General features: G+C 65.3%; 20 protein-coding genes. 9 read left to right on the plus strand and 11 right to left on the minus strand.

The window, feature by feature from the left end; genetic code table 11:
• Nucleotides 1-20: 20 nt before the first annotated feature.
• The 6 genes from accC to FXB40_RS01415 form a co-directional block, all read right to left on the minus strand.
• Entirely contained in the window at nt 21-1379 is a 1359-nt protein-coding gene (gene accC / locus FXB40_RS01390; protein ID WP_148770417.1) for an acetyl-CoA carboxylase biotin carboxylase subunit, read from the minus strand.
• Between the two features lie 73 nt (nt 1380-1452).
• On the minus strand, nt 1453-1944 hold the full coding sequence (gene accB, locus FXB40_RS01395; protein WP_148770419.1) for an acetyl-CoA carboxylase biotin carboxyl carrier protein: 492 nt from the start codon (nt 1942-1944) through the stop codon (nt 1453-1455).
• A gap of 37 nt (nt 1945-1981) precedes the next feature.
• Complete coding sequence (aroQ, locus tag FXB40_RS01400) at nt 1982-2449, minus strand: type II 3-dehydroquinate dehydratase (RefSeq protein WP_148770421.1); 468 nt, start codon at nt 2447-2449, stop codon at nt 1982-1984.
• Nucleotides 2450-2705: 256 nt separating this feature from the next.
• Nucleotides 2706-3518 (minus strand): DUF1236 domain-containing protein, encoded by an 813-nt coding sequence (locus tag FXB40_RS01405; RefSeq protein WP_148770423.1) that lies wholly within the window; start codon nt 3516-3518, stop codon nt 2706-2708.
• 212 nt (nt 3519-3730) lie between these two features.
• Nucleotides 3731-4498, minus strand: coding sequence for a DsbA family protein (locus FXB40_RS01410; RefSeq protein WP_148770425.1), 768 nt, complete (start codon nt 4496-4498; stop codon nt 3731-3733).
• Nucleotides 4499-4594: 96 nt separating this feature from the next.
• The gene (locus tag FXB40_RS01415) at nt 4595-5998 is read right to left on the minus strand and encodes a M48 family metalloprotease (protein ID WP_148770427.1); all 1404 of its coding nucleotides are present in this window, start codon (nt 5996-5998) and stop codon (nt 4595-4597) included.
• A gap of 177 nt (nt 5999-6175) precedes the next feature.
• Here FXB40_RS01415 and FXB40_RS01420 point away from each other — a divergent pair, with 177 nt between their 5' ends.
• The 3 genes from FXB40_RS01420 to FXB40_RS01430 all read left to right on the plus strand — a co-directional run bounded on the left by FXB40_RS01420 (nt 6176) and on the right by FXB40_RS01430 (nt 9430).
• Nucleotides 6176-7363, plus strand: a complete 1188-nt coding sequence (locus tag FXB40_RS01420; RefSeq protein ID WP_148770428.1) for a pyridoxal phosphate-dependent aminotransferase — start codon at nt 6176-6178, stop codon at nt 7361-7363.
• A 90-nt stretch (nt 7364-7453) separates the two neighbouring features.
• Nucleotides 7454-8011: a biotin transporter BioY gene (locus tag FXB40_RS01425; protein WP_148770501.1), complete on the plus strand. Its 558-nt coding sequence runs from the start codon at nt 7454-7456 to the stop codon at nt 8009-8011.
• Between the two features lie 84 nt (nt 8012-8095).
• Nucleotides 8096-9430 (plus strand): dicarboxylate/amino acid:cation symporter, encoded by a 1335-nt coding sequence (locus tag FXB40_RS01430; protein WP_148770430.1) that lies wholly within the window; start codon nt 8096-8098, stop codon nt 9428-9430.
• Between the two features lie 33 nt (nt 9431-9463).
• Here FXB40_RS01430 and FXB40_RS01435 read toward each other — a convergent pair whose 3' ends face one another.
• The gene (locus tag FXB40_RS01435; RefSeq protein WP_148770432.1) at nt 9464-10348 is read right to left on the minus strand and encodes an SDR family oxidoreductase; all 885 of its coding nucleotides are present in this window, start codon (nt 10346-10348) and stop codon (nt 9464-9466) included.
• A 103-nt stretch (nt 10349-10451) separates the two neighbouring features.
• On the opposite strand from FXB40_RS01435, the gene FXB40_RS01440 reads away from it, so the two are divergent.
• Nucleotides 10452-11285 carry a helix-turn-helix transcriptional regulator gene (locus FXB40_RS01440; RefSeq protein WP_148770434.1) on the plus strand — a complete coding sequence of 278 codons (834 nt, stop codon included), beginning with the start codon at nt 10452-10454 and terminating at the stop codon, nt 11283-11285.
• Nucleotides 11286-11346: 61 nt separating this feature from the next.
• The gene (locus FXB40_RS01445) at nt 11347-13431 is read left to right on the plus strand and encodes a tetratricopeptide repeat protein (RefSeq protein WP_187436592.1); all 2085 of its coding nucleotides are present in this window, start codon (nt 11347-11349) and stop codon (nt 13429-13431) included.
• On the opposite strand, the gene FXB40_RS01450 is transcribed toward FXB40_RS01445, so the two are convergent.
• From FXB40_RS01450 to FXB40_RS01460, 3 genes are read right to left on the minus strand one after another with little or no spacing between them, the layout of a single operon-like run.
• A complete protein-coding gene (locus FXB40_RS01450) occupies nt 13428-14660 on the minus strand; it encodes an NAD(P)/FAD-dependent oxidoreductase (protein WP_148770436.1) in 1233 nt (410 codons plus the stop codon). The two genes, FXB40_RS01445 and FXB40_RS01450, sit on opposite strands and share 4 nt — an antisense overlap.
• Nucleotides 14661-14676: 16 nt before the next feature.
• On the minus strand, nt 14677-15891 hold the full coding sequence (locus FXB40_RS01455) for an MFS transporter (protein ID WP_148770438.1): 1215 nt from the start codon (nt 15889-15891) through the stop codon (nt 14677-14679).
• A gap of 50 nt (nt 15892-15941) precedes the next feature.
• Complete coding sequence (locus FXB40_RS01460; RefSeq protein ID WP_148770440.1) at nt 15942-17438, minus strand: amidase; 1497 nt, start codon at nt 17436-17438, stop codon at nt 15942-15944.
• Between the two features lie 209 nt (nt 17439-17647).
• Between FXB40_RS01460 and FXB40_RS01465 the strand changes: the two genes are divergently transcribed.
• A complete protein-coding gene (locus FXB40_RS01465; RefSeq protein WP_148770442.1) occupies nt 17648-18328 on the plus strand; it encodes a helix-turn-helix domain-containing protein in 681 nt (226 codons plus the stop codon).
• A 69-nt stretch (nt 18329-18397) separates the two neighbouring features.
• Here FXB40_RS01465 and FXB40_RS01470 read toward each other — a convergent pair whose 3' ends face one another.
• Entirely contained in the window at nt 18398-20701 is a 2304-nt protein-coding gene (locus tag FXB40_RS01470; protein ID WP_283812862.1) for an Rne/Rng family ribonuclease, read from the minus strand.
• Here FXB40_RS01470 and FXB40_RS49795 point away from each other — a divergent pair.
• From FXB40_RS49795 to FXB40_RS01480, 3 genes are all read left to right on the plus strand, one after another.
• Entirely contained in the window at nt 20633-21577 is a 945-nt protein-coding gene (locus FXB40_RS49795; protein ID WP_283812863.1) for a hypothetical protein, read from the plus strand. The two genes, FXB40_RS01470 and FXB40_RS49795, sit on opposite strands and share 69 nt — an antisense overlap.
• 615 nt (nt 21578-22192) lie before the next feature.
• Entirely contained in the window at nt 22193-23482 is a 1290-nt protein-coding gene (locus FXB40_RS01475; protein ID WP_148770446.1) for an N-acetylmuramoyl-L-alanine amidase, read from the plus strand.
• Between the two features lie 219 nt (nt 23483-23701).
• On the plus strand, nt 23702-26209 hold the full coding sequence (locus tag FXB40_RS01480; protein ID WP_148770448.1) for a penicillin-binding protein 1A: 2508 nt from the start codon (nt 23702-23704) through the stop codon (nt 26207-26209).
• The last annotated feature ends 83 nt before the right edge of the window (nt 26210-26292 follow it).

A 26292-nucleotide genomic window follows, 5' to 3' on the forward strand; every position in this document is an offset into this window, starting at 1 on the left:
AAGGGTTCCATGGCGGAGCTTTATTTCCCGGCCGGTTCCGTCTTGCCGGCGAGGTACTGCTCCAGCCAGTGGATGTGGTAGTCGCCGTCGATGATGGCGGGTTGGCGCACCAGGTCGCGGAACAGCGGCAGCGTGGTTTCGATGCCTTCCACCACCATCTCGTCCAGCGCCCGGCGCAAGCGCATCAGGCATTCGGCGCGGGTCTTGCCGTGGACGATCAGCTTGCCGACGAGGGAATCATAATAGGGCGGGATCGTGTAGCCCTGATAGACCGCGGAATCGATGCGGACGCCGAGCCCGCCCGGCGGATGATATTGGGTGATGCGGCCCGGCGAGGGGCGGAAGGTCTGCGGGTTCTCGGCGTTGATGCGGCACTCGATCGCATGGCCGATGATCTGGATCTCGCTCTGCTTGGCCGGCAGCTCGCCGCCGGCGGCGATGCGGATCTGCTCCAGCACGAGGTCGATGTCGGTGATGCTCTCGGTGACGGGATGCTCGACCTGGATGCGCGTGTTCATCTCGATGAAGTAGAACTCGCCGTCCTCGAACAGGAATTCGATGGTGCCGACGCCGAGATATTTCATCTCGCGCATCGCCTTCGCACAGGTCTCGCCGATCTTGGCGCGCGCAGCCGCAGCCAGCACGGGCGAGGGGCCTTCCTCCCAGACCTTCTGGTGGCGGCGTTGCAGCGAGCAGTCGCGTTCGCCGAGATGGATCGCGCCACCGCGGCCGTCGCCGAGAATCTGGATCTCGATGTGGCGTGGCTTCTGGAGGTATTTTTCCAGATAGACGGAGGCGTCGCCGAAGGCGGACTTCGCCTCATTGGCTGCGGTCGACAGCGCGATCTGGAGATCCGCCTCGGTCTGCGCGACCTTCATGCCGCGGCCACCGCCGCCGGCAGCCGCCTTCACCAGCACGGGAAAGCCGATCTTCCTGGCGATCGCCATCGCATCGTCGTTGGGACCGACCGCACCGTCCGAGCCGGGCACCACGGGGATGCCGAGCTTCTTGGCGGTCTTTTTGGCCTCGATCTTGTCGCCCATCAGGCGGATGTGCTCGGCCTTGGGGCCGATGAATTGCAGATTGTGCTCGCCGAGGATCTCGGCGAAGCGCGCGTTCTCCGACAGGAAGCCGTAGCCGGGATGCACGGCGTCGGCGCCGGTGATCTCGCAGGCCGCGAGCAGCGCGGGCACGTTGAGATAGCTGTCCTTGGACGGCGGCGGCCCGATACAGACGCTCTCGTCCGACAGGCGCACATGCATCGCGTCGGCGTCGGCGGTGGAGTGCACGGCGACGGTCGCGATCCCGAGCTCCTTGCAGGCCCGCAGGATGCGAAGGGCGATCTCGCCGCGATTGGCTATGAGGATCTTGTCGAACATGGTGTCCTTAAGGGACTGGCGCGCGGGACGCGGCGAGGGCAGCTGGCCGCCCTCAAGCGTTTATTGAATGCCGTTACTCAATAATGACGAGCGGCTCGCCGAACTCGACCGGCTGGCCATCCTCGACGAGGATCTGGGTCACCGTACCGGCGCGCGTCGAGGGGATCTGATTCATGGTCTTCATCGCTTCGATGATCAAGAGCGTCTGGCCGACCGAGACTTTCGAGCCGACCTCGACGAACGGCTTGGCGCCGGGCTCGGGCGCCCAATAGGCGGTGCCGACCATCGGCGAGGTCACGGCGCCCGGATGCTTCGACATGTCGGCAGCAGCAGCCGCGGGTGCTGCGGCAGGCGCAGCGACAAGCGCGGGCGCTGCATGCGCGAGCGGAACGGGCATGGTCGCGGCGACGCTGATGTTGCGGGCGACGCGCAGGCGCAGGCCGGCGCGCTCGATCTCGATCTCGGTGAGGCTGGTCTCATCGAGCAGCAGAGCGAGCTCGCGGACGAGTGCGGAATCCTCGCTGGAAAATTTTGCGGCTGCTTTGTCGTCTGGCTGGCGCGCCATGTTCTTTGATCCGAATGTTCTGTGTGAGGAGGGAGCGTCAGGCTTTGGGCTTGATGCCGACCTTGGCGGCAAGGCCCTGGATGGCGAGGCGGTAGCCCTCGATGCCGAAGCCGCAGAGCGAGGCGAAGGCCGCGCGCGCGGTGTAGGAGTGGTGGCGGAAACTCTCGCGGGCGTGGATGTTGGTCACGTGCACTTCGACGGTCGGGATCTGCACCGCGAGCAGCGCGTCGTGCAGCGCGATCGAGGTGTGCGAGTAGCCACCGGCATTGACGATGATGCCCTTCATCTTGCGCGCGTGCGCCTCGTGGATGAAGTCGATCAGCTCGCCTTCGCGGTTGGACTGCCGGCAGTCAGCCTTGAGGCCGAAGGTCGCGGCCGTCTCCCTGCACAGCGCCTCGACGTCAGCCAGCGTCGCGTGGCCATACTTCTCGGGCTCGCGCGTCCCCAACATGTTGAGGTTCGGCCCGTTGAGAACGAGGATCGTGTCGGTTGCTGGTTCGGCCATTCGTGTCCCGGCGCGTGTTTCGGCGTGGCGGGGGTTATAGGTAACAAAGTGACCTAGGGGAAGCCTTGAAGGGCCTCCGGGACCGCTTCAGGTGCCTCATCCAGTTCGCAAAAACCTGTGCGGAAACTACGGAAATTGCTTGTTAACCAGTCCAAAGCATGGCTGCCGGGCAGGACCCGCGGGGGAGGCCGTCCAATCGGCCAAAAGCCCCTGCCGATCGCTCGGCAAGGGCTCATTTGGGCATCAGCGAATGGGCTTAGCCTTCGATGATGTAGACGATCTCGCGCGTCTGCGGACGGACGATGATGTACTGGCCGTGCACGAAGATCACGTCATAGCCGCGCCATTCCGGGTAGATCTCGACAATCCGGGCCGGGAGCGGATGGAAGCGGACGCTCGCCGGGACGGCCGTGCCGACCGAAATGTTGAAGTTGACGTTGGTCGTCTCCTCGATCTTCTCGGACTTGATCGCCGTTGAGATCTGGGTCCGCTTCTCCGGCGGCGGAGCGGCGGTTGCCGAGGTCGCGGCGTTGCCGGTCGTGGTCTGCGACTTGCTGTCGGTCGCACCCGGACGGTTCTCGGCATTGTTGCTCTTGGCGGCGCCGGCCTTGTTGTCCTCGGCCTTCATGTCCTTGCTGTCGGACTTGGTCGCGGAGTCAGAGCTCATGCTCTTCGACTTGTCTTGAGTCGACTTGTCCTGCGCACCCTGGGCGCGCTCACCCTTCGCCGCGCCGGCCTTGTCGTCAGCCGCGTTCTTGTTCATCGCGCCGGGCTTTTCCATGCCGCCGGACTTCTCCGCCGCGCCGGATTTCTCCATCGCACCGGGCGACTTCTCTTCGCCCGGCTTCATGGCGCCGCCAGCCTGGCCGACTGTGCCCTTCTCCTTGGTCATGGCGCCGCCGTGCTCAGCCGCACCGCCCGAAGGCTGCGCATGCTGCGTCGGCTGCTGCTGCGTCGGCTGCGCGCCGGCGCCGCTGTTGTCGTTCTTCATCGTGCCTTGTGCGTTCGCCAGACCGGTGCCGGCGATCAGTGCGATTGCGGCCACCGAGATCATAAAGCGGTTCGACATTGAATTCTCCTCACGTGTTTCTTTTGCGTCATTGCCCGCGCCGACAACGGGAGGAGGTGTCACTTGTTCCGGAACATCTGCTGTTCCGCGGGATTTGTTTGTTGAACGCCAGATGAATGAGTTTGCAGGATTGCGCCAAGGTTGGGCGCAAAAGCAAAAGGCCGGCTTTTCAGCCGGCCTCGTCGCATGTGTAGCGGCGGTGTGGAGTGTGGTCAGCAGGTCGCTTTGCCGCAGCGGGCAACGCCGATCTTTTCCTTGAGACCGTCGAGGCCGACGGCGCCGACCACGATCTGCTTGCCGATCACGTAGCTCGGCGTGCCGTTCATGCCCATCGCTTCGGCGAGCTTGAAATTCTCCTCGATGGTGGCGCGCACCTCGGGGCTCGCGATATCCTTCTCGATCTTCGCGGTGTCGAGGCCGGCTTCCTTGGCCGCTTGAAGCGCGCGCGCCTTGTCGGCCGCACCGCGACCGCCGAGCAGCTTCTGGTGGAAGTCGAGATATTTCTTGCCGGAGGGATCCTGCATGCGCACGGCGACCGCGACCTGTGCGGCCTCGACCGAGCCCTGGCTCAGCACCGGAAACTCCTTCAGCACCACCTTCAGCTTGGGATCGGCCTTCATCAGGTCGAGCATGTCGCTCATCGCGCGCTTGCAGTAGCCGCAATTGTAGTCGAAGAACTCGACGAAGGTGACGTCGCCGTCCTTGTTGCCGAGCACGACTTGGCGCGGCGAGTTGAAGATCGCATCCGAGTTCTGCGAGATGCTGGCCTCGTGCTTCTTCGTTTCGGCATCGGCCTGGCGCTTGCTGAGCTCGGTCATGGCCTCCTCGAGCACCTCGGGATGGCTGACGAGGTAGTTCTTGATGATCGCCTCGATGTCGGTGCGCTGGGCATCCGAGAAGCTGTCGGCCGAAGCCGGTCCCGTTGCGCCGAAGATGGCGAGCGCAAACAGCGCGGGAGCAAGCAGGCGCAGCGAAGGCATTGGCAAATCCTCTTATCCAGAGCAGGTTTCGAAAAAACGTCCCGGCGGACCTAATCGGAGTGTCGTGACGTCAAAGTGGCGGATGTCGTGATCGGGCTAGTTGCGTGGCGGTTTCGACGCCACGATGTCGTCAGCCTTGACCCATCCGGGCGTGCCGACGGCGAAACGGGTTTTCGCGCGCGTGGCGAGCTCGCGAGCGGTCTTGTTGTCGCCGCGCAGATATGCGGCCTGGGCGGAGGCGAGATCCGCGTCGGCATAGTCTCCCTTTCGGCCATAGGCCATCGCGAGCTGCATGTAGCCGAGAGGGGCCTCGGGCTCCCGTGCCACTGCGGCACGGAGAATCCGAACGGCGTCGTCCGTGTAGGCCTTATTATCGGTTCCAACCAGAGCCTGCCCAAGTAACATCTCGATGAGGGGCGCATTGTTCGACAGTGCGACGGCCTTGCGCAGGGGCGGAATCGCGTCGGCCGGCTTGCCGCTCTCCAGCAGGGCCTGGCCGCGGACCTCGTAGAAGTACGGGTTGTTCGGCTGCACCGCGATCAGCGCGTCGATCTGGGTCAGCGCGCTGCGCAAATCGCCGTGCAGATAGGTGCTGATGGCGCGGGCATAGCGCGCAGGCATGCCGTCATTGGTCAGGGGATAGCGGCGGTACACCGTTTCGGGTCGCTCCATGAAGGCGGAGATTTTGGCGCGCACCATGTCGTGGCGGAGCTGGAGGGCGGGATCGTCCTTCTTGTCCCAATAAGGGCTGGTGCTGGCGAATTCCTGGAGCGCCGCGACGCGCTCGGCGGGCATCGGGTGCGACTGCAGGTAGGGATCGGCGCCGTGCGCCGCGAACAGACTCTCGCTGGTGAAGCGCTTGAAGGTCTCGTACATGCCCTTCGGCGATTGCTGGGTCGCGGTCAGGAATTTCACCCCGGCGCGGTCGGCGTTCTCTTCCTGCTGGCGCTGGTAGGACAGCAGCGAGCGGCGGATCATCTCCTGCGGTCCTGCGATCGCAGCCGCGCCGGCATTGGCGAGCCCGTTATTGCTACTGCTGGAGCCACGGCTCGCACCTGCGACGAGCGCGCCCGCGCCGAGCAGCATGGCGATGATCATCTGGGTCTGGGCACTGGCGAGCTGCTCGCGCATCTTGGACAGATGGCCGCCGGCCAGATGCCCGGTCTCATGTGCGAGCACGCCGATCAGCTGGTTCGGCGTCTCCGACAGCAGGATCGCGCCGTAATTGACGAAGATGCGGCGGCCATCGGCGACGAACGCGTTGAATGAGTTGTCGTTGATGATCACCATCTGGATGTTCTGCTTCTCCAGACCGGCGGCGCGCAGGATCGGGCGCGTATATTCGCGCAACAGCTGCTCGGTTTCGGTGTCGCGCAGGACCGGCGGTCCCCGGCCTTCCTGTGCCTGCGTCGCCGGGACCGGCAGCAGCGCGATCGCAGCCGCCGTGACGAGGGCGGTCAGGGCGGAGGCCTTCTTGCGCAATGCGATCTGGAGCAACATCAAACGGTCTGGGTCAAACGGGCTTGTAATGCAGTTTTTGTGATTGGTTTTGGCGATTGGCGGCGGACCGGATACGCGATATGCCCTTATGAGCCGTATAATGCGGCTAGTCTTGGGCGCAAGAGCCCTGTTTTCCGGACCGAACGGACCGGTCCGCCAGCGAAATAGCAGAAATCGATGCACGATGCGACATTGAGGAACCGGGTGGGGCAGTGGCTCGAGCCCTCCCGCCGCAGTGATGTTCCGCCCTTCATGGTGATGGACGTGATGGCCGCGGCAGCCCGGATCGAGGCAGCCGGCGGCCATGTCATTCACATGGAGGTCGGCCAGCCCGCGGCCGGCGCGCCAAAGACCGCGATCGCGGCCGCCCATGCCGCGCTCGAAGCGGGGCGGATCGATTACACCTCGGCGCTCGGCATTCCCTCCTTGCGCGAGCGCATCGCGCGGCACTATCGCGATGCCTATGGCTGCACCGTCAGCCCGGAGCGAATCGTGGTGACCACGGGCTCCTCCGGCGGGTTCATCCTCGCCTTCCTGTCGATGTTCGAGCCCGGCGATCGCGTCGCGGTGACAGTGCCGGGCTATCCGCCGTACCGTCACATCCTCACTGCGCTCGGCTGCGAGCCGGTGCTGATCGAGACCACCCATGAGACGCGTCACGCGCTGACCGGTGAGGCGCTGCTGGCTGCCCATCGCAAGGCGCCGCTGAAGGGCGTGCTGGTCGGCAGCCCCGCCAATCCGACGGGAACGATGATGTCCCGGGAGGCGCTCGCCGGGCTGATCGCGGCGTCAGAGGATGCCGGCATCCGCTTCATCTCCGACGAGATCTATCACGGGCTCGACTATGCCTTTCCGGCGGTGACGGCGGCAGAGCTGTCGCCGCACGCCCTCGTGATCAACTCGTTCTCGAAGTATTTTTGCATGACGGGCTGGCGCGTCGGCTGGATGGTCGTGCCCGAGGTTCTGGTGCGACCGATCGAACGGCTGCAGCAGAACCTCTCGATCTCGGTGCCGTCATTGTCGCAGATTGCGGCCGAAGCCGCCTTCGACGGCGCGGCCGAGATGGAGGAGATCAAACACGGCTATCAGGAAAACCGGCGCATCCTGATCGAGGGATTGCCCAAGGCGGGCCTCAGCAAGTTCCTGCCGGCGGATGGCGCGTTCTATCTCTATGCCGACGTCTCGGACTTCACCTCGGACAGTTTCGGCTTCGCCAAGCAGATGTTGGAGAAGGCCCACGTTGCCGCAACGCCGGGCGTCGATTTCGATCCGATCCACGGCCGCTCGTTCATCCGATTCTCCTATGCCCGATCGGCTGCGGAGATGCGCGAGGCAGTTGACCGGATCGCTCACTGGCTTAAATAGCCGCCTGTTTCGAACAGCCTTCCGGAGTGCATCTTGTCTGACCGAACCGTCCAGTCCGCCGCAACGTCGCATTCTCCTCTTGCCGCAGTGATGTGGCCGACCCGACCGGGTGAGACCGTCGGCGCCTTGCGCGCCGCAGTCCTTGTGGCGCTCGGCTCCGCGCTGATGGCGCTGTCGGCCAAGGTGAACCTGCCGCTGCCTTACGTGCCCATGACGTTGCAGACCCTGGTCGTGCTGCTGATCGGCGCGGCCTATGGCTGGCGCCTTGGCAGCGCAACCATGGTCGCCTACCTCGCCGAAGGCGCGATGGGGCTGCCGGTGTTCGCCGGTCCGGTCGGTGGAATTGCACCGCTGGTCGGCCCGACCGCCGGTTATCTCTACGGCTTCGTGCTGGCTGCCTTCGTCATCGGCTGGTTCGCCGAACGGGGCTGGGATCGCAACGTCGTGGCGCTGTTTGCGGCAATGGCGGTCGGCCACGTCGTCATTTTCATCGTCGGTTTCGGCTGGCTGGCCTACGGCATCGGCCTTGGCGCGGATAAGGCCTGGCTGGTCGGCGTTGCGCCGTTCATTGCGGCCTCGGTGGTCAAGAACGCGCTGGGTGCCGCGCTGATGCCGGCGGTGCGCCGGATCGTCGACCGCCGCGTCTAGAACTCACCATACGCAATGGTTCCAATTGACAGAGCCGGCCAAGTTGATCTTGGCTGGCTCTAAATTTTGAGGGGGGAGGAAACAATGACAACGACAACGATGACCGGCGCGCCGGCCGCACCGAGCGCGGCGAAGCCGTGGTATAAAATTCTCTACGTCCAGGTGCTGATTGCCATCGTGCTCGGCGCCATCGTCGGCTGGCTCTGGCCGACGGTTGCCACCAACGACTGGATCAAGGCGCTCGGCGACGGCTTCATCAAGCTGATCAAGATGGTGATCGCGCCGATCATCTTCTGCACCGTGGTCTCCGGCATCGCCCACATCCAGGATGCCAAGAAGGTCGGGCGCATCGGCGTCAAGGCGCTGGTCTATTTCGAGGTCGTCTCCACCTTCGCGCTCGTCATCGGCCTCATCATCGGCAACGTCGTCAGGCCGGGCGCGGGCTTCGGCAGTGCGGCGGCCAATGCGAATGCCGTTGCCAACTTTGCCAAGCAGGCGGAAGCGCAGAAGTCGGTCGACTTCATCCTGCACATCATTCCCGACACGGTGGTCGGCGCCTTCGCGCAAGGCGAGATCCTGCAGGTGCTGCTGTTCTCGGTGCTGTTCGGCTTCGCCATCATGGGCCTCGGCGAACGCGGCCATGTGATCCGCAGCTTCATCGACGATGCCGCCCATGCGGTGTTCGGCGTCATCTCGATCGTGATGCGGGCCGCACCGCTCGGTGCGTTCGGCGCGATGGCCTACACCATCGGCAAGTTCGGCACCGGCGCGATCCTCAATCTGATGGGCCTGATCGCGACGTTCTACCTGACCGCCGCGCTGTTCGTCTTCGTCGTGCTCGGCACCATCGCGCGCTTTGCAGGGTTCTCGATCTTCAAGTTCCTGGCCTACATTAAGGACGAGCTGCTGATCGTGCTCGGCACTTCGTCGTCGGAAAGCGCGCTGCCGTCCTTGATGGAGAAGCTGGAACGGCTCGGCTGCTCGAAATCGGTGGTCGGCCTGGTGGTGCCCACGGGTTATTCGTTCAACCTCGACGGCACCAACATCTACATGACGCTGGCGACCCTGTTCATCGCACAGGCGCTCGGCTTCGATCTCACCTTCGGCCAGCAGCTCACGATCCTGGTCGTGGCGATGCTGACCTCGAAGGGCGCCTCCGGCATCACCGGTGCGGGCTTCATCACGCTGGCCGCGACGCTCGCCGTGGTCGATCCGCGGCTCGTGCCGGGCATGGCGATCGTGCTCGGCATCGACAAGTTCATGAGCGAGTGCCGCGCGCTGACCAACCTCTGCGGCAACGGCGTGGCCTGCGTGATCGTCGCCTGGTGGGAGGGCGAGCTCGATCGCGACAAGCTCAATGCGCGGCTGAGCCGGCAGATCGATCCGACCGACCTCGAGACCGCGGTCACGACGGACTGATCTGCAAGCTGCATCTGGCGGCGCGTTGCGCCGTCAGGCCTTGAAATAGTAGGGCTGGTCGAGATCCTCGATCAGCCCGATTTCTTTTGGCGCCCAGCCGAGAGCCGCACGCGTCTTCGCACTCGAGGTCGGGACGTCGACACCGGTAAACCGCGCGAACCAGCCGAAATGCGCTTCGGCTTCGTCGGGCGATTTCGAGACCACGGGCAGGCCTAGCCTTTTGCCGATCACCTCGGCAATCACCTTGAACGGCACACCTTCCTCGGCGATCGCATGATAGCGGCGGGCCGATGCGCCTTGCTCGAGCGCGAGGCGATAGACGTGGGCGGCATCGACGCGATGCGCAGCCGGCCAGCGGTTGTTGCCGTCGCCGATATAGGCAGCGGCACCTTTCTCGCGCGCGATCGCAATCAGGCGCGGCACGAAGCCGTGGTCGCCCTCACCATGGGTGGTGGGTGGCAGCCGCACGATCCCGGCGCGCACGCCTTGCTCCGCAAGGTCTTCGGCCGCGGCTTCCGAGACGCGCGGAAAGTGGCGTGCCGCCGCATCATCCTCGGTCGCGAGACGTCCGGGCGCGAGCAGCGCCACGCCTGACGTGACGATGAGCGGACGCTCTGAGCCCTTCAGCTCCTCGCCAAGTGCCATGATCGCGCGGCGGTCGAGCTCGCAATTGTCAGCGAATTTGGAGAAGTCGTGATTGAAGGCGAGGTGCAGGACGCCGTCCGAGGCGGCCGCGCCGCTGCGCAGGGATGCGTGGTCCTCGAGGGACCCCTGATGGACAGCGGCGCCCATCGCGGTGAGGGCGGCCGCCCCGGCATCGCTTCGGGCGAGGCCGGTGACGCTGTGGCCTGCGGCGATCAAATCGGCAACGACGGCGGAGCCGACGAAGCCGGTGGCGCCTGTGACGAATACACGCATGAGCAGTTCTCCAAAGATCGGCAAAAGGTTGGTAGGAGGCAGCATCTGCGCTAGGATTATCCGGGTAAAGTAGTGACATTATCAGGGTATAATAGCTAACAGGATGAGCGAGACCTCCAGCGAGAATCTGCTCGGGACCTATTTGAAAGACCGGCGCACCCGGCTCGACGCGGCCGCCTTCGGCTTTGGCGGCAGCCGCAGGCGAACACCAGGGCTGCGGCGCGAGGAGGTGGCGCAGCGGGCCAATATCAGCCCGACCTGGTACACCTGGCTGGAGCAGGGCCGCGGCGGCGCGCCATCAGCCGATGTGCTCGATCGGATTTCCGCCGCGCTGATGCTGACCAATGTCGAGCGCGAGCATCTGTTTCTGATCGGGCTCGGCCGTCCGCCCGAAGTCCGCTACCAGGCAAGTGAGGGGGTCTCGCCGCGGCTTCAGCGCGTGCTCGATGCGCTGGAGACCAGCCCCGCAATCATCAGGACCGCGATATGGGACGTCGTCGCCTGGAATCGCGCGGCCACGCTCGTGCTGACCGACTATTCAAAACTCCCGCCCGAACGGCGCAACATCCTGCGGCTGATCTTCAGCGAGCCCAACATCCGGGCCGCGCAATATGACTGGGACAGTGTCGCGCGCTTCGTGGTCGCGGCGTTCCGGGCGGATGCGGCGCGGGCAGGTGCGGTCTCGCATGTCGCCGACTTCGTCGACGAGATGTGCCGGCTCAGCCCCGAATTCGCGAAGCTGTGGGCCGACAACGACGTCCGCAACTATGGCGAGGGCGTCAAGCATCTGCGCCATCCCGTGCTCGGCCCGGTCGCGTTCGAATATTCGGCCTTCTCGGTCGACGGCCGGCCCGATCTCGGCATGGTCGTCTACAACCCGGCGACGTCGGAGGACGCCGAGCGCATCCGAAAAGTTCTTGCCACCCATATCGACTGACGGAATTCGCGGCCTCGCGCGTTTAACCGGCATCTCTGATGTCGAAGGGGCGGGCGGTATCGTGGGCAATGCGGCTGTAACTCGGATTGTGCTTGAGGCGGCGGAGCATTTTGCGGCCGGTCGGCCGGATCAGGCGGACGTGCTCTGCACCGAGGTTTTGAAGGCGGAGCCGGACCATGTGCCGGCGCTGCATCTGGCCGCCGTCGCGGCCTTCGTCACCAACCGTGCCGCCGACGGCGCCGCGCTGCTCAACCGGGTCTTCACTATCGATCCCGATCACGCGCCAGCGCTGGTCACGCTCGGCGATGCGCTTGCCGTGAAAGGCGAGCACGCAGGCGCCGTGGCCGCGTTCGAGCGCGCGCTGCGCGGGCGGCCCGATGACGCCGGCCTGCACAACAAGCTCGGCGTGGCGCTCGGCGAGCTGTCGCGCTTCGGCGAGGCCGAGACCGCCTACCGCCGCGCGATCGCGCTCGATACGCATCTGACGCGCGCCTGCTTCAATCTCGCCGTCGCGCTTGCGGAGCAGGGACGGCTGATCGAGGCGGAGGATTCCTATCGCGCCGTGATCGCGCGCGAGCCCGCTTTTCGCGGCGCCTGGCTCAATCTCGGCAACGTGCTTGCGGACCAGAACAGGTTGGGCGATGCCCTGGCCGCCTATCGCCGTGCGCTCCAGCTCGATCCCGACGATGTCGGCTTGATCTGCAATCTCGGCGCGGCGCTCTATCGGCAAGGATTGCTCGAAGAGGCCATCGTCCAGTACCGCCGCGCCATTGCGCTCGCGCCCGACAATGTCGCGGCGCTGCGCCTGCTTGGTCTCGTGTTGCATGAAGCCCGCCATTTGCAGGAGGCCGCCGAGATCTACCGGCAAACATTCGCGCGCGATCCCGCAGATCATATGGTCGCCACCAATCTCGGGGCCTGCCTCTCCGATCTCGGCGAACTCGACGACGCTGTTGCGGCTTGCGAGCACGCGCTGAGGCTCAAGTCCGATCACGCGCCCGCCTATACCAATCTCGGCATCATCTTCGAGAAGCAGCAGCGCGTCCTTGATGCGGTCGCCGCGCATCGGTGCGCGATTGCGACCGATCCGTCCTATGCCAAGGGCCACGCCAATCTCGCGGTCGCGCTGCGCAACGCCGGCGAGATCGACGAGGCGCTGACAGTCTCGGCCCGCGCAGTTGCGCTCGATCCGGAGCAGGCGCTCGCGCAATACAACCACGCGCATTTCCTGCTGATGAACGGCCGTTTCACCGAAGGGTTCGACGCCTATCGGTGGCGCCGCAAGTGCAAGACACTGTCGGACGGCGATCCGACTTTCAGTGAGCCGGAATGGCAGGGCGAGCCGCTCAAGGGGCGCACCTTGCTGGTGTTCGCCGAATACGGCCTCGGCGATGCCCTGCATTTCGTGCGCTATCTGCCGATGGTGACAGGTAAAGGCGGCAAGGTCCTCCTGCAGGTGCAGCCCGCGCTCGCCGCGCTGTTGCGGCAATTGCCCGATGTCACCGTGATTCCGCGCGGCGAGGCGCTGCCGCCGTTTGATCTGCAATTGCCGCTGATGAGCCTGCCACGCCTGTTTGGCACCACGCTGAACAATCTGCCTGCGGACGTTCCGTATCTGCATCCCGACCCCGAGAAGCTGTCGCGCTGGCGCGCCGTGCTCGGTCGCGAGACGCGGCTGAAGGTCGGCGTGGTCTGGGCCGGCAATCCCAAGCACAAGGGCGATGGGCAGCGCTCGCTGTCGGCAGAGGCGGTCCTGCCTCGCCTTGTGATGCCCGGCGTGCAGCTCTACAGCCTGCAAAAGGAGCCGCGCGCGGAAGATGCTGCGGTGCTGGCGGCGCTCGGCGACGACATCATCGATCTCGCGCCTGCGCTCAGCAATTTCGCCGACACGGCGGCAGCCGTGGCCGCGCTCGATCTCGTCATCGCCGTCGACACGTCGGTTGCGCATCTGGCCGGCGCGCTCGGCCGTCCGGTGTGGATGCTCACGCCATACGCGCTCGACTGGCGCTGGCTGCGCGATCGCGAGGACAGCCCGTGGTATCCGACCATGCGGCTGTTCCGTCAGCGCCGCCCCCGCGAATGGGATGACCCGCTGATGCGTCTGACGGTCGCGCTCTCAGTGCTGGCCGCGAAAGCGGAGGGCTAGAACCGCTCCGGCCGGTATGGCGTCGGATCGATTGACGGCGTCTCGCCGTTCATCATCTCCGCGAGCAGGCGTCCGGTGGCGGGGCCGAGCGTAAAGCCCTGGTGGCCGTGGCCGAAATTCATCCAGAGGCCGGGGTGACGCGGGGCGCGGCCGAGCACCGGCACCATGTCGGGTGTGCAGGGACGGGTGCCGAACCACGGCTCCGGTTCGGCGCGCTTGCCGAGGTCGATCAACTCGCGCGCGGAAGCTTCGGCACTGGCGAGCTGCACCGGCGTTGCCAGTGCATCCGGGCCCGTCAGCTCCGCGCCTGTGGTGATGCGGATGCCCTTGGCCATCGGGCCCATGGCATAGCCTTGGCCCTTGTCGACCAGCGGCAAATCGAGCGAGGCGCCGCCGCTGTAATGCATGTGGTAGCCGCGCTTGCGCACCAGCGGAATCCGGTAGCCGAACTTGTGCAAGAGATCCGGCGACCACGGCCCGAGCGTCACGACGGCGTTGGCGGCATCGATACGGCCATTGTCGGTGTCAACCGACCATCCAGTCGCGGTCTGCTGCAGCGACTGCGCATCGCCGAGCACGATGGTGCCGCCGAGGCGTTCGAACAGATTGGCGTAGGCGGTGACCAGGGCGCCGGGGTCGGACACGGTCCAGGTGTCGAGCCAATGGATCGCGCCAGGGAGATCGTCGCGCAGGATCGGCTCGGCCTTGGTCAGCTCGCTGCCCGAGAGCACGCGAAAATTCACGCCGAACTCGCGACGGTCTTCTTCCGCGGCCTTGATCGACTGGTCGAGCGCGGCAGCATCGCGAAACAGCGCGCGATAGCCGGCGCGGCGGATCAGATTGTCGGCATGGGCTTCGCGAATGAGGATGTCGTGTTCGGGCGTCGCGTAGGCGATCAGCTGCGACCAGGCCGCGATCGCTTCGCGATGCCGTTTCGGCGCCGAATGCCACCAATAGCGGAGCAGGGGCTCGACGTGGCGATGCAACGAGGACAAGCTGTAGCGCACGTCGTTGGTGCGGCCGGTCGCGATCTTTATGAGCGAGGCGAGATCGCGCGGCATCGGATAGGGCCGCACCGCTTCCGCCTGGATCATCCCGGCATTGCCGTAGCTGGTCTCGCGGCCGGGCTCCCTGCGGTCGACCAGCGTGACGGTCCAGCCGCGTTGCCTCAGATGCAAGGCGGCACCGACGCCCACCATGCCGCCGCCGAGAATGATTGCGCTTTGCATCGGCAGAAGTCTCCTGTCAGGCCGGCTTCGGCACAAGCCTGGGCTGCGCCGTGTTGATGGTGGCGGCGACGACGACGGACAACGCGGTCATTGCGACCAGGAACCCGAAGGCGGCATCGAACGATCCGGTCCCGGTCACGATGAAGCCTATCGCCGCCGGTGCGACAAAGCCTGCGCTTTGGCCGCCGAGATTGACCATGCCGACACCCGACCCGATCTGATCGTCACGGAGGAGTTTGGTCGGGAGCGCAATCACCGCGGCCAGCACGAAGGATTTGAAGAAGTAGACCAGCGACTGATAGACGATCAGCACCGTGATCGTCTCCGCCTTGTACATGGCGTAGAGGAAGATGCCGGTCAACGCGGAGTTGCCGATCAGCAGATATTTCTCGCGCTCGGCAAAGAACGTGGTCATGACCCAGCCGCCGATCGCGGTTGCGAATGTCGCCATCACGAACGGGATCGGCGCTACCACGCCGACGGTCTTGAGGTCGAGTCCGCGTTGCTGGAGCAGATAGAGCGGCATCCAGGAATCCAGGCCCTTGTTGACGCAGCTCAGGCCGAACCACACGACCATCAGCTGCCACAGCAGCGGATTCTTCATGAGCTCGCGCATCGGCGCGCGGGGCTTCGCCGTCACGGGCCCCATTCCGATACGAGCGAGATGCGGAACGAAGACGAAATAAATCACCGCGAACAGGACGCCGGCGATGCCGATGGTATTGAAGGCATGACGCCAGCCCAGCCAGAGGATCAGCGGCGCCATGATCAGCGGCGCGATCATACTGCCGGCATAGTTCGACGACAGCAGCAGCGCCGACATTTTGGGCCGGCTGTCCTTCTTGAACAGCTCCGCTATAGCGCGGATGCTCGCCGGCGGAAATCCGCCCTCGGCAATGCCGAAGATGAAGCGGATCGCGATCAGCGAGGTCAGCGACCACGCCAGGCTCGTGAAGGCCGTGAAAATCGACCACATCACGATGGTGACGATCACCACGTATTTCGAGCCGAAGCGGTCGGAGAGCCATCCGCCCGGCACCTGCATCGCGGCGTACCCCAGGAAGAACGCGCTGATGACGATGCCGAGATCGGCAGCCTGGAGATTGAAGTCATTGCCGATCTGCGCCAGCGCCAGCGAGATCGCGGCGCGGTCGATGTAGGAGATGCAGTAGGCGACATAGAGCAGGACGAAGGCGATGATGCCGGTCTTGCGGTTCGACAATTCGGCCATGCGGATCTCCGCTTTGCCGGCGACCCGGCGGTCATGCCTGCTTGCTTGATCTATTCCCAGGTGAGGAAGCCGGGCGCGGACGACAGCGGCGGTGCCGTCGCAAGTCGCGCCAGGTCAGGCACCGGCCGGCGCAATTGCGCATCGCCCGCGAATGCGGCCTCCAGGCTTGCGGCAACGGCGAGCACGATGGCATCGCCGCCGCGCGGGCCGACGATCTGCAGGCCGAAGGGCAGGCCGGCTTCATCGACGCCGAGCGGAATGCTGATCGCGGGATGGCCGGGCAGCGTGACGGCATAGGCGAGCGCGAGCCAGTGGAAATAGGATTTCGTCGGCGCGCCGTCGATCTCGGCGGGATAGAGCTCCGACCACGGCCGCGGACTGAGCGTGATCGTCGGGCTGATCAGCACGTCGCAGGTTTCGAAGAAGCTTTGGTAGGCGCGATAGATCCGCGTCTGCGTCGTCGCGGCACGCCCGTGATCTTCGAGCGTGTAGCTCAGGCCTTCCTTGACATTGGCGCGGACATTGGGGCCGAGCATCTCGGGCCGCTCTTTGTAGTTCTTGCCGTGCATCGCCAGGAACAGGCCGGCGCGCAGCACGGCGAAGGCATCGTCTGCGCCGGTACAGTCCGGCGTCGCCTCGCGGCTTTCGGCGAACAGCGGTGCGAGCCTCTTCACGCGATCGCGGAACACGCGGCGGATGGCCTGTTCGGTCGGCGCGAAGCCGAAATCCTCGGTGAAGGCGAGGCGCAGCTTGCCAAGCTCCGCGGGGCGCGGTGCGGACCAGCGCTCGGCGCGCCCGCGCAAGGGCTCGCCGGGAAGCGTGTAGGCGAGCGGATCGCGGGCATCGTCGCTCGCCATCACCGATAGCATCAGCGCGGTATCGGCGACGTTGCGGGCCATCGGTCCGTCGGTCGACAGATTGGACCAGCCGAAGGCGCGCTTTTCGCTCGCCACAAGGCCGTAGGAGGGACGCATGCCGACGATGCCGGCATAGCCCGCGGGATTGCGCAGCGATCCGCCGGTGTCGGAGCCCGAAGCGAGCGGTGCCATGCCGCAGGCGAGCGCGACCGCCGATCCGCCGGAGGAGCCGGCCGCCGACCGCATGGGATCGAAGGGATTGCCGGTCGCACCGAAGACAGGATTGCGGGTGTTGCCACCCGCCGCCCATTCCGGCGTGTTGGTCTTGCCGAAGATGATGGCGCCCGCCGCCCGCAGCCGCGCGACCGAGCCCTGGTCGGCGGCCGGGACATTGTCGCGCAACAGGGGACTGCCGTAGGTCGAGCGCATCCCGGCGGTGTCTTGCGTATCCTTGATCAGGACGGGAAGCCCGTGCAGCGCGCCGTGATCCTCGCCGCGCAGGATGCCGGCTTCAGCCTTCTTCGCGGCGGCATGTGCACCAGGCTCGTCGAGCGTCACGACCGCATTGACGGCGGCATTGGTGGTGGCGATGCGGGACAGGCAGGCGTCGAGCAGCTCGACGGGCGAGATCGCCCGTGCGGCCAGCAGGCGGCGCAGCTCGACGGCACTCGTGTCGCAAAGTTCGGACAATGCCAAGCCCTTTCAAATTATGAAAACGATTTAGCATATCGGAAAGTGCGTTTGGCGCACCAATATTCGTCAAATCAGGGCATTTCATGCACAAATCCTGGCCTTCATGCCCAGGAGGCAGCCTGGAGAGGTATTTCGTGGTGGATTGCGCCGAAAAGATTAGGCCGATCGGCCAATATTTTTTCCCGACGGCGTGATAGAGTTGCTGCATGAGCGAGATCACGACGCCCGAAGGTGCCAACTCCCAGCTCGGCCAGTGTCTCAAGGCTGCGCGCCAGGCGCGCGGCCTGACGCTCAAGCAGGTGGCGGAGCGGACGGGCATGGCGCTGTCGACCCTGTCGAAGGTCGAGAACGGCCTGATGTCGCTGACCTACGACAAGCTGCTCCAGCTCACCTCCGGCTTGAAAATGGAGATCGCGGAGCTGTTCAATCCGGCGGTCGCAGCGCCTGCGCAAGGCAGGCCGGTCACCGCGCGGCGGAGCATCAGCCGAGCCGGGCAGGGGCAGCTGATCAACACGAAATTCTACACCTACACCTATCAATGCACCGATCTGATCGGCAAACGTATGGTGCCGATCGTGGCCGAGGTCCGCGCGCGCTCGCTGGACGAATTCGGTCCGCTGCTGCGCCATGCCGGCGAAGAGTATTTTCTGGTGACGCGCGGACGCGTCGCTGTTCACACCGAGTTCTACGCGCCGGAGATCCTTGGCGAGGGCGACGGCATCTATCTCGACAGCACCATGGGCCACGCCTACCTCAACGCCGGCGAGGCCCCGTCTGCCACGGGCGTCTGTCTGTGCACCAGCGAGACGCCCGATCTCTACGACCAGCTTCGCCAGATCGCTTCGCGCGAGGTGGCGCCGCTCGGTGGCGACGAACTGCCGCCGTAACACTCAGGCGTGGCATAAAATGAAAAACGCCCGGCCAGGCCGGGCGTTTTTTTATTTGGATGTTTCGTCCTATTCGCCGCCGCCGAAACGGCGCGACCACCAGCCGGCGCGACGCGGTGCGGCCGACGTCTCGCTTGCCGCTTCCGGCGCGGGCTCAGGCGCGGGCGGAGCAACTGGTTCCGGCGCTGCCGCAACCGGGGTTGCCGGCTCGCTCGGGCTGCTCGACAGGAAGCTCACCTTCTCCCGGACGGTCGAGCGGCGTCGCGCCGCCTTGTCGTCGGATGCGGGCTCTTCCTCGGCAACAGCGGCAGCAGGCGCGGGCTGCACCGGCGTTTCAACCGGTGCCTGCAGCTGAAACTCTGGCTGAGACGTTTCGACCGGGGCGATATGGTCCGAATGCGCAATCGACGGCGCTGTCTCGCTGCCGGAGCTGTCGAAATCAGCGACCGCTTCGGTTGCTTCCGACGGCGGATTGCCAGTGAGCTCGTCGCCGATAGAGCCGGCGAGACCTTCCTCGCCGTTACCGCGCCGACGACGTCCACCCCTGCGACCACGCCGGCGACGGCGGTCGCCGCTGCCCTGCTGTTCGCCACGGGCGGCCTGCTCCTCGCCTTCCTCGCCGTCCTGCTCGGCCTCGGCGTCCTCTTCACCTTCGCCTGCGACCGCTACGGCCCCTTCAGCAGAAGCGGGAGCGCCATCCTCGCGCGCCTCGCCGTCCCGCTGACCACCGCGGCCACGCCGGCGGCGGCGGCGCTTGCGGCGCTGGCCGTCCTGCTCGGGCGAAGCATCGCCTGCAGCTTGTTCTTCCGCGAGACCCTCGGTCTCCTCGGTCTCGACCTCGGATTCGAGTTCGGAATCGAACTCCTCGTCGTCAAAGGCTTCTTCGACCAGCGGCGGCGGGCTTGCGGCCGCCTGTGCTGCGAGCAACGCCTTGGCGGCTTCGAGCGTATGCACCTGCTCGCCGCGGTCGATGACATAGGCCTGCGGTCCGCTGACGCTGGGGTCGGCGATGACAGACAGCGAGACCTTGAAGCCGTTTTCGAGATCGCGCAGATGGCCGCGCTTGTGGTTCAGCACATAGAGCGCCACGTCGGTGCGGGTGCGGACCACGAGGTTGTGGGTCGCGCCCTTCATCAGGATCTCTTCGAGGCCGCGCAGCAGCTGCAGCGCCACCGACGACACCGAGCGAACATGGCCGGTGCCGCCGCAATGCGGGCAGGGATCGGTCGAGGATTCCAGCACGCTGGCGCGGATGCGCTGGCGCGACATCTCGAGCAAGCCGAAATGCGAGATCCGTCCGACCTGGATGCGCGCGCGATCCTGCCGCAGGCAGTCGGACAGCTTGCGCTCGACCGCACGGTTGTTGCGCTTCTCGTCCATGTCGATGAAGTCGATGACGATCAGGCCGGCGAGGTCGCGCAGGCGAAGCTGGCGGGCGACCTCTTCGGACGCCTCCAGATTGGTCTTGAGCGCGGTGTCCTCGATATGGTGCTCGCGCGTCGATCGTCCGGAGTTGACGTCGATCGAGACCAGCGCCTCGGTCTGGTTGATCACGATGTAGCCGCCGGAGCGCAACTGCACGGTCGGCGAGAACATCGCGTCGAGCTGGCTTTCGACGCCCATGCGCGAGAACAGCGGCTGGCCGTCGCGATACTGCCTCACCGCGCTGACATTGGCGGGCATCAGCATCTTCATGAAGTCGCGCGCTTCGCGGTAGCCGGAGTCACCGGCGACCGAGATCTCGTCGATCTCCTTGTTGTAGAGGTCGCGCAGCGAGCGCTTGATCAGCGAGCCTTCCTCGTAGACCAGCGTCGGGGCCTGCGACTTCAGCGTCAGGTCGCGCACCGTCTCCCACATCCGGATCAGGTATTCGAAGTCGCGCTTGATCTCAGGCTTGGTGCGGGCGGCACCCGCAGTGCGCAGGATGATGCCCATGCCCTCGGGCACGTCGAGATCCTGCACCACTTCCTTCAGGCGCGAACGGTCCTGGGCCGAGGTAATCTTGCGGCTGATGCCGCCGCCACGGGCGGTGTTCGGCATCAACACGGCATAGCGGCCGGCGAGCGAGAGGTAGGTCGTCAGCGCCGCGCCCTTGTTGCCGCGCTCTTCCTTGACCACCTGCACCAGCATCACCTGGCGGCGCTTGATGACTTCCTGGATCTTGTACTGACGGCGCGGGCGGAAGGTGCGCTCCGGCACTTCCTCGAGAACGTCGTCACCGCCGACGGATTCGACGTGCTCCTCTTCGGCTTCCTCGCCGTCTTCATCGTCCTCGTCGTCTTCGTCAGCCCTGGCTTCAGCGTCATGATGCGAAGCTTCACTGCTCTCACCGGCAGCGTAGACGGCATCGGCCGGCTCGGTGACGAAGGTCACGGCTTCGGCAAAAGCCTCGCCGTGCGTTTCGAAGGTGGCGGCCTCTTGCGGCTCGGCAACGGGCTCGGTGCCGATCGCTGCGACGGGCGCGGGCGTCTCCTCGGCATGACCGTGGTCGTGATGATCGTGCTCGTCGTCATGGCCATGGTCGTCATGATCGTGAGCGTGATGGTGCTCGCCATCATGGGTATGGTGGTGATCATCGTGCTCATGATCGTCATGCCCGTGATCATGGTCATGATGATCGTGGTCGTGACCCTCGTGCTCGCCGTGATGCTCGGCATCGGCGTGCGGGTGCTCGCCCTCATGCGCAGTGCCGTCGGCGTGCTCCGGCAGGGCCTGGCCCTCGACCGGCTGGCCGGCCGGATCGGCGCCGAGACCCTCGACGATGTCGCTGCGGACGCGTTCGCCTTGGCCGCCGCGGCGGCGGGCATTGCGGTGGCGCGAGCGACGGCGGCCGTGGGAGCGGTTCTCGCTCTCTTCCTCGGCTTCGCGATGGGCCTGCTCTTCGGCCTCGATCAGCGCCTGCCGGTCGGCGACCGGGATCTGGTAGTAGTCGGGATGGATTTCACTGAAGGCAAGGAACCCGTGGCGGTTGCCGCCATATTCGACGAAAGCGGCCTGGAGCGAGGGTTCGACCCTTGTGACCTTGGCGAGGTAGATATTCCCGCGCAGTTGCTTGCGTTGCGCGGTCTCGAAGTCAAACTCTTCGACGCGATTGCCGCGGACCACGACGACCCGGGTCTCTTCCGGGTGGGTGGCATCGATCAACATCTTGTTGGGCATGTCTTAACTCTTGGCGGCGGCGGGCGCGATCGACCGTGGGCGCGAGTTGCGCTGCCGGGTGACGCGACGGTCCACCTGATTCGGGGGTGAGGGGAAGGCCGAAACGCCGTCTCTCGCGCCTCGCCGAATCGGAAGCCGGAGGACCGAAGCGGCGCGCGGGAGTGTCACTCCGCAGCGTCGCGAAAGGTCCTTCAGAATTCGTCGGCACAGTCTGGCGCATCAAGCGTCGGCCCGTATGAAACATTGGGCGGCGGGGCCGCCCGTAATCAGTTGCTGCTGGCCAGGCATGGCGCGTGCGCGCTCGCCTTGGGATCACGAACCGCCCCCTTGGGATTAAGGGACCGGGTAACTGGCCGCGTCGCTGTCAAAACTGTCCCGGAAACAGTGTGGTAACCGGAAACCGTCCGCCGCCGGGGCTTGCCCTGTTCCACCTCGCTGCCGCGCACCGCGCTGGTCTTAGAGGGGAACAGAAAAACGCTGGAATTCCCAAACCTTGGGAGTTCCGGCGCTGCACCGGGAGGCTGAATGCGACACAACCGGAAATTATTGGCCGTCAGCACTCCGTACATACGAGGAATGGGCCATCCGTGCAAGGGAGCGTCGCACGCCGGTCACAGTCAGAGAGTTTCGCGTTTCCGTCATTAAGGATCGATTAACCCTGTGGTTCTATTGCGTTAAAGAGGGCTGCTCGGAGGCACGGATTCGGTGGCGAGCCGCACAAATCAACGGGTTTTGCTGGGGGTTGCGCTGCTGTGCGCCGCGGCATTGCCGTGTGCCGATTCCTCGCGCCTGAGCGCGGCCGAAAGCCCATCGCAACCCTCTGTTGCAACGGCGAATTTTCCGATTGCCACGGCGGCGCGCCTAGCCGGCGACGGCAAGCAGACCCGCTTCATTCTCGACCTCGACCAGACCGTCAGTTTCCGCGCCACGACGCTCGCCGATCCCTATCGGGTCGTGGTCGACGTTCCCCAGGTGAATTTTCAGCTGAGCCCGGGCACCGGGGCCGGGCGAGGACTGGTCAAGGCCTTCCGCTACGGGCTCGTGATGCCCGGCGGCTCCCGAATCGTGTTCGACCTGACCGGGCCCGCCAAGATCACCAATTCCTATGTGCTCGAGGCGGCCAACGGCCAGCCGGCCCGGCTGGTGCTCGAGCTGGAGGAGGTCGACCGCTCGGCTTTTGTGCAGACGCCCGCCCCGGAGAATCGCCCCGAGCTGCGGCCGTCGGTTGCCGCCGCGCCGCCGGCAACGATTCCTGCCGCGCCCGAAGCGGCGCCGCAGAAGCCGGCCGATGGCCGTCCGGTCGTCGTGATCGATCCCGGCCATGGCGGCATCGACAACGGCACCCAGTCGAGCGGCGAGAGCGAGAAGAATCTGGTGCTCGCCTTTGGACTGGCGCTGCGCGACCGGCTGGAAAAGGCCGGCAAATACCGGGTGGTGATGACGCGGGACGACGATACCTTCATTCCGCTCAATGATCGCTCCAAAATCGCCCGCAATCTGAACGCCGCGCTGTTCGTCTCGATCCACGCCGACGCGCTGCCGAAGGCCGAGGGCGATGCGCAGGGCGCCACCATCTACACGCTCTCGGACAAGGCCTCCGACGCCGAGGCCCAGCGCCTGGCCGATGCTGAAAACCGCGCCGACGCGATCGCCGGCTTCAATCTCGCGGAAGAGCCGACCGACGTCGCCGATATCCTGATCGACCTCACGCAGCGGGAAACCCGCACCTTTTCAAACCGTTTCGCCCATTTGCTGATGGGCGAGATGAAGTCGACCGTGCGGATGCACAAGCATCCCCTGAAGTCGGCCGGTTTCAGGGTGCTGAAAGCCCCCGACGTGCCCTCGGTGCTGGTCGAGATCGGCTACGTCTCCAACAAGGGCGACCTCGAGCACCTCGTCTCCGAGGGCTGGCGGTCCAAGGCCGTCGGCTCGATGGCCCAGGCGATCGACACGTTCCTGGCCAAGCGGATGGCGACGGCGGGGGCCGGGAATTAAGAAGGGAATGCCGGTTCCGTTGTTAAGCCCTAGTTTGGCCACAGCGGACGCTTTATAAAAACGACGCAGGGGGTTCCGGAATCGACGAGAATCCCGTTCGGCAAGCGTCTTTCGGTCCGGCGTTGATAGTATTGAGTAAGCCGGTGAATTCGCGACGTGAGGACGGTGCCCGTTTGGGGCACTTTGGGCTGATCCAGGGATTAAACGGATAAACACATAATGCGCTTGCTTGTGCGGTTCATGGGCTTCCTGTTCGCTGCGGGAACGGTGATGTTCCTTGTCGGTGTCGGTGCCGTGGCAGGCCTGATCTGGCATTTCTCCAAGGACTTGCCCGACTACTCTCAGCTTCAGGATTACGAGCCGCCGGTGATGACCCGCGTGCACGCGGTCGACGGTTCGCTGCTCGGCGAATACGCCAAGGAGCGGCGGCTCTATCTGCCGATCCAGGCGGTGCCGAAGCTCGTGATCAACGCGTTCCTCGCCGCCGAAGACAAGAATTTCTACGAGCATGGCGGCATCGACTACACCGGCATGGCGCGTGCCGGCCTGGTCTATCTCCAGAACTACGGCTCCAACCGTCGTCCGCAGGGCGCTTCCACGATCACCCAGCAGGTTGCGAAGAACTTCCTTCTGACCAACGAGGTTTCCTTCGCGCGCAAGATCAAGGAAGCCTTGCTCGCGATGCGCATCGAGAAGACCTATTCGAAGGACAAGATCCTCGAGCTGTATCTCAACGAAATCTATCTCGGCCTCGGCGCCTACGGCATCGCAGCCGCTTCGCTGGTCTATTTCGACAAGTCGGTGAACGAGCTCACCGTGGCGGAAGCCTCCTACCTCGCGGCGCTGCCGAAGATGCCGGCGACGCTGCATCCGGTGCGTAACCGCGATCGCGCCATCGAGCGCCGCAACTACGTGATCGACCGCCTCCAGGAGAACGGCTGGATCAAGCAGGCCGACGCCGAGAAGGCGCGCAAGGAGCCGCTGGCCGTCACCAACCGTTCCAACGGTGCCCATACCTTCGCCGGCGAATATTTCGCCGAGGAAGTCCGCCGCGATATCTTCGAGCGCTATGGCGAGAAGAAGCTGTATGAGGGCGGCCTGTCGGTGCGCACCACGCTCGATCCGAAGATCCAGGTCATGGCGCGCAAGACCATGGTCGCCGGCCTCGTGAACTATGACGAGCAGCAGGGCTATCGCGGCGCCATGAGCAAGCTCGATATTTCGGGCGACTGGGGCGTGAAGCTCGCCGAGATCAAGTCGCTCTCCGACATCTCGCCGTGGCGCATGGCGGTGGTGCTGGAGACCAGCGACCAGTCGGCGCGGATCGGCTTCCAGCCGAACCGCGAGCTCGGCGGCGCAATCAGCAAGCAGCGCGAGACCGGCCTGATCACGCTCGATGGCGTCAAATGGGCGAAGGCGGCGTCAGGAGCTGCGAAGGGCAGGACTGCCACGGGTGTGTCGCAGGTGCTTCAGCCCGGCGACGTGATCTATGCCGATCCGCTCTACAGCAAGGAAGGCCAACCGGTCGAAGGCCAGTACCGTCTGCGCCAGATCCCCGAAGTGTCGGGCGCGATGGTGGTGATGGATCCCTGGACCGGCCGCGTGCTCGCGATGGTCGGCGGCTTCTCGTTCGACCAGAGCCAGTTCAACCGCGCCACGCAGGCCTACCGGCAGCCGGGTTCGTCGTTCAAGCCGATCGTCTATTCGGCCGCGCTCGACAACGGCTACACGCCGTCGACCGTCGTGCTCGACGCGCCGATCGAAATCGACCAGGGCCAGGGCGCCGGCGTCTGGCGGCCTGAAAACTTCTCGGCGAACAAGTATCAGGGACCCGTAACGCTGCGAAACGCGCTGCGGCAGTCGCTCAACACCGTGACGGTGCGCCTCGCGCAGGATATCGGCATGCCCCTGATCGGCGAATACGCCCGCCGCTTCGGCGTCTATGACGAATTGCCGAACTATCTCTCCTACGCACTCGGCGCCGGCGAAACCACGGCGATGCGCATGGTCACGGCCTACTCGATGCTCGCCAATGGCGGGCGCCGCGTGAAGCCGACCTTGATCGACCGTATCCAGGACCGCTACGGCCACACCATCTTCAAGCACGACCAGCGCGAATGCCGCGGCTGCGACGCGCCCGGCGGCTGGAAGAACCAGAACGAGCCGCAGCTGATCGATCGCCGCGAGCAGGTGCTGGATTCCATGACCGCCTATCAGATCACCGAGCTGTTGGAAGGCGTGGTCCAGGCCGGTACGGCGACCGTCGTGAGGGAAGTCGGCAAGCCGATCGCCGGCAAGACCGGTACGACCAACGAGGCCAAGGACGCCTGGTTCGTCGGCTTCTCGCCTGATGTCGCGGTGGCCATCTACATGGGCTACGACAAGCCGCGTCCGCTCGGCAAAGGCAACGCCGCGACCGGCGGCCATCTGGCTGCGCCCATCGCGCGCGATTTCCTCAAGCTCGCGCTCGCCGACAAGCCCGCCGTTCCGTTCAAGGTGCCGGCCGGCATCAAGCTGATCCGCGTCGTCGCCAAAACCGGCATGCGCGCCGGTCCCGGCGAGACCGGTGGAACCATTTTGGAAGCCTTCAAGCCGGGTACGGCGCCGCCGGACAATTATTCGGTGATTGGCGTTGCCGACGCCGACGGGCGCGGCGCGCCGGGAGGGCAGCAGCAGCAGCCGGATTCCGGCTTCTTCATGCGGCCGGCCACTGGCGGGCTGTACTAAGGCCTAGGACAGGACAGACGTTCTTTGCGGTGGCGGTTGCGCTTTGCAGCCGCCGCCGCTACATCCCGATTTCAATTGCACGC

Source organism: Bradyrhizobium rifense (assembly GCF_008123425.1).
Lineage (GTDB): Bacteria > Pseudomonadota > Alphaproteobacteria > Rhizobiales > Xanthobacteraceae > Bradyrhizobium > Bradyrhizobium rifense.